General features: G+C 72.7%; 8 protein-coding genes. All 8 read left to right on the top strand.

All coding sequences use genetic code 11. The features are described from left to right. The first annotated feature begins 56 nt into the window (after positions 1-56). Positions 57-446 carry a VOC family protein gene (locus tag AB0J46_RS44835; protein WP_364341517.1) on the top strand — a complete coding sequence of 130 codons (390 nt, stop codon included), beginning with the start codon at positions 57-59 and terminating at the stop codon, positions 444-446. A 213-nt stretch (positions 447-659) separates the two neighbouring features. After that, complete coding sequence (locus tag AB0J46_RS44830; protein WP_055509312.1) at positions 660-866, top strand: cold-shock protein; 207 nt, start codon at positions 660-662, stop codon at positions 864-866. A 180-nt stretch (positions 867-1,046) separates the two neighbouring features. Then, positions 1,047-2,861 carry an asparagine synthase (glutamine-hydrolyzing) gene (asnB, locus tag AB0J46_RS44825; RefSeq protein ID WP_364341516.1) on the top strand — a complete coding sequence of 605 codons (1,815 nt, stop codon included), beginning with the start codon at positions 1,047-1,049 and terminating at the stop codon, positions 2,859-2,861. A gap of 16 nt (positions 2,862-2,877) precedes the next feature. Then, entirely contained in the window at positions 2,878-3,771 is an 894-nt protein-coding gene (locus AB0J46_RS44820) for an SseB family protein (RefSeq protein WP_364341514.1), read from the top strand. Then, positions 3,768-4,172 (top strand): hypothetical protein, encoded by a 405-nt coding sequence (locus AB0J46_RS44815; protein WP_364341512.1) that lies wholly within the window; start codon positions 3,768-3,770, stop codon positions 4,170-4,172. The genes AB0J46_RS44820 and AB0J46_RS44815 overlap by 4 nt, the downstream gene beginning before the upstream one ends. Positions 4,173-4,266: 94 nt before the next feature. Beyond that, positions 4,267-4,662, top strand: coding sequence for a YbaB/EbfC family nucleoid-associated protein (locus AB0J46_RS44810; RefSeq protein ID WP_352360836.1), 396 nt, complete (start codon positions 4,267-4,269; stop codon positions 4,660-4,662). Continuing rightward, positions 4,659-4,994, top strand: coding sequence for a hypothetical protein (locus tag AB0J46_RS44805; RefSeq protein WP_364341510.1), 336 nt, complete (start codon positions 4,659-4,661; stop codon positions 4,992-4,994). The genes AB0J46_RS44810 and AB0J46_RS44805 overlap by 4 nt, the downstream gene beginning before the upstream one ends. A 57-nt stretch (positions 4,995-5,051) precedes the next feature. Then, entirely contained in the window at positions 5,052-15,302 is a 10,251-nt protein-coding gene (locus AB0J46_RS44800) for a hypothetical protein (RefSeq protein ID WP_364341508.1), read from the top strand. Positions 15,303-15,341: the final 39 nt, after the last annotated feature.

The raw sequence follows: 15,341 nt of genomic DNA, 5'->3' as shown, positions 1-15,341 counted from the left end.
CGACGTGTGCCCGCCGGATCCGGGCCGCAGCGCCCGCCGCGGCCTACGATGACCTCGTGGACGTGCTGAGCAGCCGCGTGCTCCTGCGGCCGACCGACCCCGCCCGGACCCGCCGCTTCTACGCCGACGCCCTCGGCCTGGCGGTCTACCGCGAGTTCGGCCCCGACGACGATCCCGGCGTGGTCTTCTTCCTCGGCCAGGGTTTCCTTGAGGTCGCCGGGCGTTCCGACGGCCCCGCGACCGGCGGCACGCTGTCGATCTGGTTGCAGGTGCGCGACGTCGGGCGCGAGGAGGAGCGCCTGCGGCAGGCGGGCGTCACGGTGCTGCGCGAGCCGCGGCTGGAGCCGTGGGGCCTGGTCGAGATGTGGATCGCCGACCCCGACGGCCATCGCATCGTCCTGGTGGAGGTGCCGCCCGGCCATCCGCTGCGCCGCGACCCGCGGTGAACCGTCCCGCGTTTGCCTCCGGAGCAGATCGTGTGCTAGCTTTAATCCCGTTGCAGTTGTGGTACCCATAAAAGACTTTGTGCGCACCTGACCTAGCTGGACTTTCAGGTGCGTTTTTGTTTTCCGGTCATCTCCGGGATGGGCTCATCGCGGCGACACGGGGATCCGCGCGGTGCGGATCCCGTCTCTGCACGTCATCTGAAGGAGATCGTTATGGCTACCGGTACCGTGAAGTGGTTCAACTCGGAAAAGGGCTTCGGCTTCATCGCGCAGGACGGCGGCGGCGCCGACGTCTTCGCCCACTACTCCAACATCGTCTCCAACGGTGGCTACCGTGAGCTGACCGAGGGCCAGAAGGTGGCCTTCGATGTCGTGCAGGGCCAGAAGGGCCCGCAGGCCGAGAACATCGTTCCCGCCTGACCTCACGCAGCCCGCGTCTGGGCCCGCACCCTCTCCGGGGTGCGGGCCCAGACCGCTTTCAGGGGCAATTGGTCGGGTATGGACCTATCAGCTCCGCGCGGTTATGTTGCGAGAGCGTCAGGCACGTTGTCAGACGACGCCGAGGAGCACCACCAGGACTGCGTCTGAGAGGACCCTCGCATGTGCGGCATCGCCGGATGGGTGGACTTCGACCGCGACCTGACCGGCGAACGGGCCACCGCCCTCGCCATGACCGCGACCATGAGCTGCCGGGGCCCCGACGACCAGGGCCTGCACCTCGAACCGCACGCCGCGCTCGGCAACCGCAGGCTCGCCGTCATCGACGTCGAGGGCGGCCACATGCCGATCGAGGCCGAGGGCCTGGCCGTCATCACCTACAGCGGCGAGGTCTACAACTTCCGCGAGCTGCGCGAGGAGCTGGCCGCCAAGGGCCACCGCTTCCGCACCAGGAGCGACACCGAGGTCGTGCTGCGCGGCTACCTGGAATGGGGAGAGGGCGTCGCCGACCGGATCAACGGCATGTACGCCTTCGCCGTCTGGGACGAGCGCGCGCAGGAGCTCGTGCTGATCCGCGACCGCATGGGCATCAAGCCCCTGTTCTACTACCCCCTGCCCAACGGCGTGCTGTTCGGCTCCGAGCCCAAGGCGATCCTGGCCAACCCGCTGGCCCCGCCCGTGGTCGACCTCGACGGCCTGCGCCAGCTCCTCAGCATGGCCACCGTCCGGCAGCGGTCGGTCTACAAGGGCCTGTGCGAGCTGCCGCCCGGCCACCTGCTGCGCGTGGGCCGGCAGGGCGCGCGGCTGCGCCGCTACTGGTCGCTGGAGGGCCGCGAGCACACCGACGACCTCGACACGACCGTACGCACGGTGCGCGAGCTGCTCGACGACATCGTCGGCCGGCAGCTGATCTCCGACGTGCCGCTCTGCACGCTGCTCTCCGGCGGCCTCGACTCCAGCGTCGTCACCGCGCTGGCCAGGACGCACGGCCCGATCCGCTCCTTCGCCGTGGACTACGCCGGTTACGCCGAGCACTTCCGGGCCGACGAGTACCGCGGCGACCCCGACCGGCCGTTCGTGCGGATGCTGGCCGAGCACGTCGGCTCCGAGCACACCGACATCGTCCTCGGGCCGGCGGAGCTGGCCGACCCCGGGCTGCGGGCCTCGGTCGTCCGGGCCTGGGACGCGCCGAGCTTCCTGGGCGACATGAACTCCTCCCTCTACATGCTGTTCCGCGCCATCCGGGAGCATTCGACCGTGGCGCTGTCCGGCGAGTCCGCCGACGAGATCTTCGGCGGGTACGCCTGGTTCCACCTGCCGCAGACGGTCGAGGCCGACACCTTCCCGTGGCTGGCGATGGTGATGCGCGAGCAGCAGCCGACCGACATGCTCGACAAGTCGCTGATCCGGCAGCTCGACCTGGACGCCTACACCGCCGACGGCTACCGTACGGCGCTGGCCGAGGTGCCCCACGTGGCCGGGCAGGACGCCCGCGAGCGGCGCATGCGCGAGATCTGCTACCTGCACCTCACCCGCTTCCTGCCCTTCCTGCTCGACCGCAAGGACCGGATGAGCATGGCCGTCGGGCTGGAGGTGCGCGTGCCGTTCTGCGACCACCGGCTGGTCGACTACGTGTTCAACACGCCCTGGTCGATGAAGACGTTCGACGGCAGGGAGAAGAGCCTGCTGCGGGCGGCCGGGGCCGACCTGCTGCCCGAGCCCATCGTGCGGCGGGTCAAGGCCCCGTACCCGGTGACCCAGGACGTGGGCTACGAGCAGGCGCTCCGGGACGCGCTGCGCGAGCTGGCCGCCGACAAGGACGCCCCGGTGCTGCAGCTGCTCGACGCCGACGCCGTCCGCGAGGCCGCCTTCGCGCCGGCCGAGAAGGTGACGACCACGATGAGCAGGTACGGCCTGGAGCTGGCGCTGGATCTGAACGTCTGGCTGACCTCCTACGGCGTGCGCCTGGAGGTGTAGCGGGCACACTGGGCGGATGACGTCCACTGATCATCTGCCGGCCACGCCGTTCGAGGAACAGTTGTGGGCGGCCCACCAGGACGGGCAGACCGCCCTGTGCCTGGGCCTGCTCCGCGACGCCGACCTGGCGTTGCCGATCACCGCCGCCGCGGCGGCCGGGACCGAGCCGCCCGCGTGGGCGACGGCCACGGACTCCGGCCGTACGTGGGTGCTCGCCTTCACCTCGGTCGAGGCGATGGTGACCGCGACCGGCGGCCTGGCCACGCACTGCCGGATCGTCTCGCCCGCCGAGCTGGCGGCGGGCTGGCCGGACCCGCGATGGGGCCTGGCGGTCAACCCGGGCCTCGGGGCCTCGTTCCTGCTGGAGCCGGGGACGCTGGCCAGGCTGGCAGTGCCCACGCTCGTCCAGGACCTGCGGCTGGCGCCCGGGTCGGGGGTGCCGGTGGTGCAGAAGCTGCTGTCCCCGGCCGACATCGGCGACCTGCTGGCGACGGCCGAGCCGCGTGTCTCCGGCTACTGCCACCACGCCCTCGACGTCTCGCACATCGCCACGCCCAGGGTGCTGGCCGACGCGCTGGGGCAGCCCGACATGCTGACCGAGGGCGGCTCGCTGAACATCCTGCGCTGGCATCCCGTCGGCCTCGACCTCTACCGCACCCCGTACGGCGGGCTCGACGAACAGGGCCGGGACGCGGTGGCCGGCTGGGTGGTCGAGGAGCCGCCGTTCGTGGGCATGGGCCTGGTGCCCAACGTCGACCAGGTCATCCGCGAGTACAAGGTGTACGGCGTCGGCCTGCCGCACGGCGCGGAGATCTGGGAGCTCACCCACGAGGGCACCGAGCACCGGCGCGCTCTCTACCACGGTGACCTGCGGCGATGGCTGCTGATCGGCCGGAAGGCGGCGGCATGACCTGGCACTTCTACCGCGCCCACTGGCAGGGCGCCGACTACGTGGCCAGCCCCGAGCCGCACCCCCTGGAGCTGTGGGTACGCCTGCGCACCACCGGCCCGGCCGACGGCTTCGAGGAGGTCGAGCCCGGCTGCCACGTCCGCACGGTGCCGTTCACCGAGTGCGCGTCCCTGCAGTTCGTCACCACGGAGTGCACCTGGCGGGGCGAGCGGTTCCAGGTGCACGACGAGCGGGACGGCCTGCTCCTGCTCGAATACCTGGGCGGCTCCGCGCCCGCGGCGCTCGCGCTGGGGCTGGAGCGGATCGAGCGGGGGGTGTACCGGGCGTGGGCCCCGCGGACGGAGATCACCGAGCTGCGCGAGGAACTTGTGGCGATAAGTCCACAGGATGGGCCTTTTTGAGGATTGGCTCTTGTCTCCTGTTGTTCATGTGACAGAAACTGACCTGAAAGGTGCATGTGACGTAAGAAACACGCGGCATGGGGGCGGGGGTGTCATGGATTCTCCTGACGTGGCGGGGATGCGGGCATACGGCGACGAGCTGCGCGACATGTTCCGCCAGATCCAGGACGTGGGCATGGAGCTGCACCAGCAGGCCAAGGCCGTCCAGGTGACCGAGACCTCGAAGGACGGCCTGGTGTCGGTCACCGTCGGCTCGCGCGGCGAGCTGATCCGGCTCGACCTCGACCCGCGCATCTACCGCCGCCCCGACGCCCGTCAGCTCGCCGACACCATCGCCGAGACCACCCGGCTGGCCGCCGAGCGCGCCCAGGAGCGCGTCACCGAGATCTTCGAGCCGGTGATCCCGCGCGAGGACTTCCAGGCCCATCTGAGCGGCGACCTCGAAACCGTCATGGCCCGGCTCGCCGACCGCATGGGAGGCAGCCGATGAGGCCCTGGGACGGCACCCAGATCATCAAGCCCGTCGTGGACTCGGGCATCTCCCAGTGGACCACCATGGCCGAGGACTGGGAGAAGGAGTCCGAGCGGCTGGTCGCCGCGGTCGTCGAGGCGCTGGCCGCCGCGCCCTGGGGCAACGGCGCCGAGGGCCGGGCGTTCATGAACTCCCATTTCCGCGACGACGGCCCCAATCGCATGCTCAACCAGTGCGTCGAGCTGTCCAAGCAGATGATGGACGCGTGCGGCAGGCTGCGCGCGAGCATCGACAACACCCTCGGCGTGGACGCCGCCATCGAGCAAGACCTCAAGGCGCGAGAGGTCTGACGCGTGACGCACAGCGCGACCGGCCCCCAGGGGCCGACTTCCCACGCTTCGCCGGGTGTGCCCACCATCCAGCCCCCGGTCCGCATCGACCGGGACGTGGAGCCGGTCTGGGAGACCGAGGTGCTGCCCGACTGGGTGGTCAACTGGTTGATCCCGATGTTGTCGGCCGGTCAGAAGTGGCCGGAGGCGAGCGAGAGCGGGATGTCCAAGCTCGCCCACGCCTACCACGCGCTCGCCGCCGGCGCGATCGGCACCGCGCCGCGCGCCGGCTCGGCCGTGCGCACCGTGGCGACCGGCTGGTCCTCGCCGGCCAGCGCCGACTTCGTCTCCCGCGCCAAGTACCTGTACGGCCACGGCGCCGGCATGGCGGGCGCGGCCGGCAAGTCGCAGAACTACCTGAGCCAGTCGGAGAACTTCGCGGTCGAGACCCAGTACTCCAAGCTGTCCGTCAACGTGGCGTTCTGGGTCACGGTCGTCGCCATCGCCATCGCGCTCTTCGTCGCCTTCTTCACCGCCGGCTCCGCGACGGCGATCATCGGGCCGTACGCGGCCGCGGGCCGCGCGGCGATCAGCCGGATCCTGGTCCGGCTCGCCATGATCGGCGCCAGGGAGGTGGGCGCCGGCAAGCTGGCCCGGGTCACCGCGCTCAGCGGCGCCACCGGGCGCGGCCTCATCACCCGGCTGCTCGGCTCCGCGATCGGCAAGGAGCTGATCGAGGAGATCGGCGAAGAGTTCTTCATCGACGCCGCCGCCCAGTACCAGCAGATCCAGATGGGCACCAGGAAGGAATGGGACTGGAAGAAGTCCCAGGCGGCGATCATCGGCGCCGGCGGCGGCGCGCTCGCCGGCACCGCGCTGTCCGGGCCCGTCTCCCGCCTCACCCGGCACATGCCGGGCTTCCCCGGCCGCGCGATGACCACCGGCCTGACCAACACGATCGCCTCCCCGGTCGGCAGCTTCTTCGCCAACGGCATGGTGTACGGCCAGTGGGACAACCCGTTCTCGGCCGACTCCATCATGGGCGGCTTCATGGGCGGCGCGGGGCGTACCGGGTCGATCAGCCCGTTCAACCCCGAGGTGTACACGACGCTGGCCAACCCGGTCAGTGCCCTGGCCTCGGCCTACGACACCGCCGCCCGTACCGACGCGGCCCGCGCGGGTGGCGGCGACCCCAACGCCGGAGGCGGGAACCCGCCGGCCGGCAGCCCGGCCCCCGTGGGCGGCGGGCCCGTCGTCCCCGCCGGGGCGGCGCACGCCGGCGCGCCCTCCTCCAGCCAGAACGACGACGTCAGGCGCGGCACGCCCACCGCCCCCGACTCCGACGCCGGCCCGCGCCGCGGCTCCACCTCGCGGGACGACCGGCAGAACACCGACCGCGAACCCCGGGCCGAGACCAACGAGAACTCCACCGACGACACCACCGACGACTCTGCGGCGGACTCCGACACGACACCGCAGACCCCGGACCCGAAGGCGAAGACCGGCTCCGCACCGGCTCCGCAGACCACCGCCGCCCCCCAGACCCAGGACGACTCCCAGGCCCAGGACGACTCCCAGGCCCAGGACGACTCACAGGACGCCCAACAGGACGACCAGCAGCAACCGGCCCCCCAGCAGGACGCCCAGCCTGCCCCGGCAGCCCAGTCGGACGCTCAGCCGGACACCCAGCAGAACGCCCAGCAGGACAACCAGCCGAACGCACAACAGGACAACCAGCAGAACCCGCAGCAGGACAACCAGCAGGGGCCGATCGCGCAGCAGGGCGACCAGCAGGGAGAGGCCGCCCCGCAGAACGACGACACCCCCGCCACCACGTCGGCCGCCGCCCCCGACGACGCGCCGCCGCCCACACCCGTCCTGGCGACCGTCCGGGCCCGCAACGCGCTGATGAACTCGCTCACCGTGGACTTCCCCGGCGCGGTCATCGGCCCGAACGGCGACCTCCTCATCCCCTCCCCCGACGGCAGCGTACGGGTGATCCGCGCCGCCACCATGCGACGCGTGCGCGCCGCCCTGGACACCCGCGCCGACGAGGTCACCGACGCCGACGAGCTGCAGGCCGAGGCCACCGCGCTGGTGCTGCTGGCCCAGGAGGCGGGCGAGACCCGGCAGCCCGCCACGAGCAGGCCGGGCACGGTCACGTCGAGGCCGGTCCCGGGCACCCGGCACGTCCCCGACGCCCGGCCGGGCACCTCGCTGCAGCCCGACGAGGTCGAGGCGGGCGCCGACGCCCTGCGGACGTCCCACTTCCTCAACCAGGACGTGCAGGACATCACCTGGTCGGCCGACGGCACGCTCGTCGTCCGGACCAGGAACAACGGCACCCACCACTTCCGCCCGGTCATCGGCGAGATGACCGAGGGGCTCATGGGCGAGACCGAGCTCTCGACCGGCGAGGACGCCCAGCACGCCCACGTCGTGCACTTCGCCCCCGGCATGAACCCGAGCCAGGTCTCCCGGGTCTGGCTGCACGAGATCACCGACACCCTGCAGAAGCTCCAGGAGGACACCGCCCCCAAGCGGCGGGGCTTCCTGCGCCGCAAGCGGGCGACCAGCGAGCCCACGCAGGACATGTGCGCCCAGGCCCAGCTCAACGAGCTGGCGTTCCTGGCCGAGCAGTGGCACGCCGCGCCGACGCCGCAGGAGCAGCGGCTGCTCGCCCTCGACATCGACGGCGTGTCCCGCCAGCTCACCGAGCGCGGCCACACCCCGCCGCTGCCGCCGTGGGCCCCCAAGCCGGGGTCCCGGCCCACGCACGCGCCGCCGCTGCCGCAGGGCCGCCCGGCGCGCGAGGAGCTGCCGGCCGTCATCGACGCGCTCAAGCGGGCCGAGGCGGCGATGCAGGAGCAGATCGACGCCAAGCGGAAGAGCGCCGAGGAGGCCAAGGAGGCGATCCGCAAGTCGCGGCAGGAGGCACGGAAGGCCGACAGGCAGCACGACCAGGGCCACGCGGAGCGAGCGCGCAAGGCGCGGGCGGAGAGCCGCACCCATCGCGCCACCCGGGAACGGCACACCAGGATCGCCGACGCGTACGAGGTCGCGCTGCGCGAGGCGACCCGGACCCGGCAGACGTACCAGCAGCTGCTCACGGCGTTGAACGAGATCGAGAACCCGAGCGCGCCCGCCGGGCCGGTCGGTATGCGGCCCGTCGCCGAGCGGCTGGCCAACCAGGTCCTGCGGCAGCACGCCGCGTACCTGGACGCGCTGGCCGCCGCGTTGCCCCAGGAGATCAACCTGGCCGCGGCCCAGCCGACGGGCCGGCTGGCCCACGTGTCCGCCCTCACCACCGCCGTCAACGACCTGCTGGCCGACAACGGCATCGGCCACAGGTTCACGACGCACGAGCTGGAGGGGGCGATCCGGGCGGACTTCCACAAGGCCGTCTCCGCCGACGGCCTCGTCGTGCAGGTGGGGCACCACGGCAAGGCCGCCGAGGTGCGCATCAAGCTGACACTCGCCGACCTGGTCGAGGTGCTCGATCCGGCCATCAAGGGGTCGGAGATGATGGTGGGCCTGTTCCACCAGGCCGGCCGTACGGCCTCGGTCAGCCAGGCGGGCAGCGGCGGGCTGTCGATGGGCTTCGACACCAGCGTCCTGGCCCAGTTCCTGCCCGAGGACACCGCGACGCGGATGATGACCGAGCTGTTGGGCGTCGGCATCGGCGCCTCGATCGGGCGCAACTGGTCGAACGGCGGCGGAGCCGGCATGTTCGCCCAGAGGGGTTCGGTCACCGACAACCGGAGCGAGTCGCTGCTGTTCGACGCCGCCGCCACCTGGACGGCCGAGATCCGCACCGGCCAGGACGAGAACTGGCGTGGCACCGTCACGGTCGACTCCGGCGCTCCCGGCGACTCGTCGAGCCAGCGGGTGTGGTTCTCGCACTCCGCCACCGACCAGCCGCCGCGCAGGCTGGAGTGGATCGACAGGGCCAAGCGCCGCGAGAAGATGCCCAACGTCGTCGTCCAGAGCATGAGCGACCTGGAAGGCGCCGTCGACATGCTCGCGGACGTGCTCGGCGGCGACTACGCCGAGGTCGGCACCCCGGCCCGCGACGCGCTGCGCGGGTTCGTCACCCATAACCTGCCCCACAGCCTGCGGACCGCGGTCAACGAGGGGCTGGAGCGCGTCTTCACCAAGAACGGCGAACCGCAGGTGCGGGTACGCGCCGAGAGCCGGGTCGTGGTGGAGCTCTCCCAGCCGGTCGGCGGCTCGACCTCCGAGGAGTGGGAGGAGGAGGTGCTGGTCGACTTCGTCGCGACACCCGCGAGCGCGTCCTCGGGCGCCTCGCTCGAAGGCAGCGCCTCGGCCGGGTTCAACGCCCCGGGGCTGGCGGCCGTGGATCTCGGCGGGTACCAGCCCAAGATCGGCCCCAAGGCCAACGGAGCGAGAGGGGCGTCGCGGTCGTACTCGGCCACGGCCAACAAGCAGGCGATCCACCCCAGCGTGCGCCGCATGACCCACCCCAAGCAGAGCTACCGGCTCGTGGTGGTCACCACGTTCACCGTGGAGCGGTTCGGTGAGCCCCCCGTCACGTTGACGCCGGTGCGCAGCACGGCGCTGGCCGACATGCGCGAGAAGGCCGCCTACCGTTTCGGCCTGCCCGTGGACAGCGCCGCGCTGGTCCGCAAGGGCGGACAGCCGGTCACCGACGCCAACGGCGACCAGGTCCTGCGCGGCGACCCCAACCCCGCCCCGCCGCCCGGCCGCAAGCCGGAGCTGCCCGTATGGCTCGGCGAGGGGCCGGGGAAGATGCGCGGCGCGGGCCCGGCGCTGGTGGAGGAGATCGAGGGGCTGGAGGAGTTCCGGAAGAAGGTCATGAAGGAGCTGGCCGATCGGGGGGTCATCCCGAAGGTCGTGAACGGCGTGCCGGAGTACTCCACCAACAGGCTCGCCCGCGCCAGCCAGATCCTCAACGAGCAGGAGCTCATGGAGCAACTGTCGGAGCAGCGGATCCGCGCCGCCTACGACTCCCTGGCTCAGGACGGCATCGTCCTCGACCTGACGCTGCACGGTCTCAACGCCGCCCCCGAGCACTACACGCTGCACCTGTCGCTGCAGCAGGACTTCGACGACGTGACCTACGTCGGTCACACCGACACCCAGACGGTGGTCAACCTCGACATCGGCTCCGACACCTCGGCCCGCGCCATCAACAGGTCCAGGACGTACAGCGGCGGCGCGTCGGTCAGCGAGAGCGACGGCCCGAACAAGGGTCAGGACGGCCTCACGCACGAGGTCGGCGTCAACGGCGGCGGCAACCGCACCCGTACGGCGGGCTCCAGCGCCGGCGGCACGACCAACATCGTGACCCTGGAGGAGAGCAACGGCCCGGTCGCGATCCTGAAGCTGGGCCACCACATGACCGCCGACCTGCTGCACAACGGCACGACGACGACGATCGCGACCACCGAGGGCTCGGCCCAGCTCGTCTTCGCCGCCGACCTGCTCCCGTCGACGAAGGAGACGCCGCCCGCGCCGATCGGGCGGATGTCCCCGAAGCTCAGGTCCATCGCACAGTTGCTGCACGTGGACGTGGGCCGTCCCCTGGACGCGGCCCGCCAGGTGCTGCCACGCGGCACGACCGCCGACTCCGTGGCCCTCCAGCACCTCATGACGTTCCTGAACGTGCGCAACCTGGTCGGCCATCCGAAGCTGCTGAACCGGCCGCTCACCACGGACGGCGCGATCCGGCCGAACGGCGGCCCCACGCGCTCGTCGCTGTCGGTGTCCGGCGAGATCGGCGAGACCGAGGTGGTGGGCGTCGTCGACCACGTCACCGGCAAGATCAAGTTCGGGCTCGGCAGCGCGGGGATCTCGTGGGGCGGCTCGTCCGGTCTGTCCACGGGGATGTCGACGAGCGCCTCCGACCTCGACGACGGCGGCACGACCAGCGACGGCGGCTCGCTCTCGCTGCCCTCCCGGTCCGGCGGCACGTCCGAGTCCACCGCGCTCACGGACATCTGGGGCAGCGAGGAACTGCTGATCGACTTCGGCCGCCACTACATGCTGCGCAGCACCGTCGATCTCACCCTCACCGGCTCCGAAAGCGTCGAGTACGGGGTGCCGACCGGCGACCGCATCACCGTCAGCGGGTCCAGGACGGAGACCGTCTCCGGCACCGCGCTGTTCGCGGTCGCCGAGGACGACGCGCTGCTGATGTACGCGGAAGGCGACCTCGACCTGCCGCTCCACCTGGTCGGCGACGCGGTCGAACGGTTCCTCAACGGCAGCCTGACCCTCGACCGGAGCATCGCGGTCCCGCTGGTGCAGCGCTACGTCATGGACATGGCGCAGTCGGGGGTCACCAACGAGTACACCGAGCGCCACACCCCGCAGGCCCTGCTGACCAAGCTCAAGGAGGTCGCCGGGCTCGGCTCCCCCGCCCCGGGAAGCCCGCAGGAGAAGCTCGACCAGGCCCTCGACGACGCCGCCGAGCAGCTCGAACGCTCCAGAGACGTGGTGCTCGCACCGCCGTACGACCAGTCGGTGGGCGCGAGCGCGACCGAGTCGCTGACCCTGACGGACGAGAACGGCAACCCGGTCGACGTGATCGACGCGGTCCGGAGCGCCGTGCAGGACGCCGTGCCCGGGGCGCTGGACGAGAGCACCACCCTCGGCGAAGAGCTGAACGTCGACTTCTCCGAGGACGCCGCGGTGATCCACGTCGCCGACATGTGGTCAACGCGGGGCTTCGAACGCAGCTACCACGTCCAGCAGGGCGCACAGGTGACGCAGGCCGAGGAGGTGACGGTCAGGGTACGCCTCGAACCCGTCGGCGACCCGCGCACGGCCAGGATGCTCAGTCAGACGTCGCAGGCCGGTCTGATCGTCCAGCACTACCGGTACACCGACCAGACGCATTCGGAGTCGTACAACGGGTCCTATTCGGCCGGCCTCGACTCGACCACCGGCGATCCGACCGGCGGCCAGGGCGGCGGCCTGTCCACCGACCGCGGACGCGGGTACTCGGGCTCCACCAACCACCAGAACACGCGGCTGCAGCGGATCGGCCTGTTCAACGGGCTGACCCAGGTGGAGCAGCAGATGCGGGTCGTCATCGAGGTGGAGCGCCGTCCCGTACGGGGAGGCAGGATCCCGGCCGGCGCCAAGAAGACCGCCGACAGGCTCCAGCGCAAGCCGCGCGCCACGCCGCCGGTCGTCTACAACGCCACGCTGGTGCGGCGTATCCCGACCGGCATGACCAGGCCCGTCGCGGAGGACCCGGGGCCGGTCGTCATGAACACCGACCCCCGGCAGGCGGAGCTGCATCCCGGCTTCTTCACGCAGGCGTTGCGGGAGAGCCCGGCCAAGCCCAGCCTGTACGAGGTCGTCACCGCCCAGCTCACCAAGATGCTGGGCGCGGCGGCGGTCCAGGAACGCCGCCCCGAGCTGATCAGGCGGCTGGCGCCGTCGGCGCTGCTGACCGCGTTCGAACGGATGACGGACCCCGCCGGCGAGCCGCTTGTCCCGGTGACCAGGCAGAAGTTCAAGGACCAGGGCGTGACGGTCACCGTCCACGCCCGCACGTCCGACCTGACGATCGTGGCCGGGCCGTACGACGGGGAGAAGGGGCAGGTCGACCGGCAGGCCGACGCCCAGAATGTGACCGTCTCCCGCGGGCACACGACCCCGGTGGGCTGGGGCGTCAACGGGTCGGACAAGTCGACCGGGGTGAACGGCGGCGTCAAGGGCGGGGAGCAGACGTCCGAGAACGTCAGCGACCACCACGGGGCGCGCCGCGAGCGCAGCATGTTCGAGAAGGGCAAGCTCTACACCGTACGTCTGCGGGTGGACTACGACCTCGACTTCCAGTACATGGCGCGGCTGCGCGACGGCAACGAGCACCCGGTCGGCGACCCCGTGCACCTGCCGGGCGCATCGACCGGCGAGGTGGACGTGGTCATGTTCGGGGAGGAGATCGAGGAGCTGCGCGAGCGCATGGCGGCGGGCGTACGGCTCGGGCCGCCGCGCCCCGGCGGCCCGCCGCCCGCGACGTTCACCTTCGTGCCCGCCTCCGACAACCAGAACCCGATCCAGACCCTCCAGGAGGCCCGCATGGCCGCCCGCGACCGCGGCGAGGTGGCCAGGGTGGCGGTCTGGGAGGCCGACGGCCTGCACCGCTACCGCGTCCTGCCGGACGGCTCGTTGTACAGCGAGACGCCCGACGGCGGCTTCGCCGACGCGTTCGCGGGCCTGGCCCCCGACCTGCTGGACGCGGCCGTCGGCGCCGGGCTCGACCTGCGCGACGTCTACATGAACCCGAGCACGGACGGCACGTTCACCGAGCAGGTCAAGGCCGCGCTCGCAGCCGTCGACGCCCTCCCCGCGCCCGCCCCGCCGCCCGCCTGGCCCGCCCCCGCTCCCGCCACCGCCGAGCACACGAACCCGGTGGGCGGCAGCGTGGCGCAGGGCGTGACGCCGGCCGCCGGGATGCCGTCCCCCGCGATCGAGAACACGCTGTTCAGCAGGTCGGCCCGCCCCGAAGGGGTGCCCGACCTGAGCCTGGACGAGCTGCGCGGCCAGCCCCTGTCCGCCGTCGACCTCGGCGGCGCCGCCGCCCACGTGAGCTGGACCGGGGACGACGTCCTGACCGTCCAGGTGCCGGGCGCGCCCGACCAGCACGTCCGCGTGGAGGTCGGCGAGCCGGGCGAGGGCCTGAACGCGCTCACCGTGCCGCGCGCGGGCACGGCCGAGGATCCACACCTGCTGCGGATCTGGGGGCGCGTGCATCCTGACCTGGTGTCGTCGGTCCTGGTCCACGACCTCTCGCACGTCGTCCAGACGGCGACCGCGGCGGCCGCCGGCATGCCGCAGGGCGTGCTCAGGACGTCGCCGCAGGGCGAGCAGACCGAGGGCACCGACCTGTGCCTGCTCCCCCGCATGGACGAGCACGCCCACCTGTCCGACAAGTGGCACGCCACCACCGACCCGGCCCGGCGCGAGCGCCTGGCGGCGGCGATCGACGCCCTCGCCGAGGACATCCGCCGGCGCGGCCACACCCCACCGGCTCCGCCGTGGGGCACCGGGCCCCGCGCGCCGGCCGTCCCCGAGCCGCAGAGCCGGATCGCCCGCCTGCTCAACGGCGGCTCGGCCACCGGCCTGGACACCTCGCCGCCGGGCCTCGGCAAGCTGGCCGAGATCGCCGGCGTGCCCGCCATCGCCCCGGGAGCCGCTCCCGTCAACGGCGCCGCCCCGCACGTGGGGCCGGCGGACGCGTTCACGGTGACCACCCCAGGCGGTGAGTTCACGCTGACGCTGGCCGAGGCCGCGCCCGGCGCGACCGGGGTGACCGTCGAGTCGAGCGCTCCCGGCCACCTGACGCTGCGGGTGCCCGCCGACGCCGGCTCCCGGGCCACGGCGGCCGTCGCCGAGCACGTCGCGGCCCACGCCGCCACGCTCGCGGGCGACCCCGCCACCGGCCGTCCGGCGCAGGCCCGTCCCGCCGAGGGCGGGCGGCCCGGTCCGGCCGAGGCGGCGGCGCTGGCCCGGCTGCGCGGGCTGGCGCGGGCGGTCGCCGAGGCGGGCCCGATCCGCTCGCGCGCCGAACGGGCGGCGCTCCAGGAGGAGGCCCGGCGGCTGGGGCTGACCGGCGACCAGCAGGGCGCGCCGTCCAGGCTGGCGGAGCTGTCCCGCTCGGGCGACCTCACGCCCGCCGACGTCACGGCGATCCGCGGCCACGCGACGCTCCCCGAGACGGCTGCCGCCGGAGCCGTCGTACGGGCCGCCGCCCTCATGGGCGGGCGCGTCGTGATCCACGGCCCCGGCCTGCTCGACATCGTGCTGCCCGGCCGGGCGCCCATCACCGTCGACGTCCGGCGGCCCGGGTCCGGCGAGCCCGACCCCGGCGTGCTGACCTACGACGTGGACCCGGCCCGCACGGTCGGCGCGAACGAGCGGGCCGCCGCCGGGACCGCCGCCGCCGCCGTCGCCCGCGCGCTGGGCCTGCCGCCCGCCGACAGCCAGGAGCTGGCCGAGCTGCACGAGGCCGTGCGCCAGGCCCGCGTGGCCAACACCAGGCAGCGCCCGGGCCGCCTGGGCGTGCTGTTCGACCTGGTCACCGGGGCCCGCCCGGAGATCCTGCGGCTGCTCCCCCCGCAGGTGGCCACCCAGCTGGCCACCCTGGCGGACGGCCGCCGCCCCCGCGACTGGCCCGCCGTCCTGGACCGGATCCGCGTGCTGGCGAACACGACCGGCTGGAACCCGCCCGCGGCCGAGTGCGTGTGCCCGGACGACGGCCCGTGCGTGTGCGGTCTCCGGCTGAACGACACCCCGCTGGTGACGCCGGACCCCGAGGCGGTGGCGGTGTGACAGGCGGGACGTCGGGCATCATGGGTACCCCGAGGAGAG

Origin of the sequence: Nonomuraea sp. NPDC049758 (assembly GCF_040674635.1) — a bacterium.
In the GTDB taxonomy this organism is placed as follows: domain Bacteria; phylum Actinomycetota; class Actinomycetes; order Streptosporangiales; family Streptosporangiaceae; genus Nonomuraea.
The sequence above is the reverse complement of the archived record's forward strand: the minus strand, read 5'-3'. Positions and strand labels throughout refer to the sequence as shown.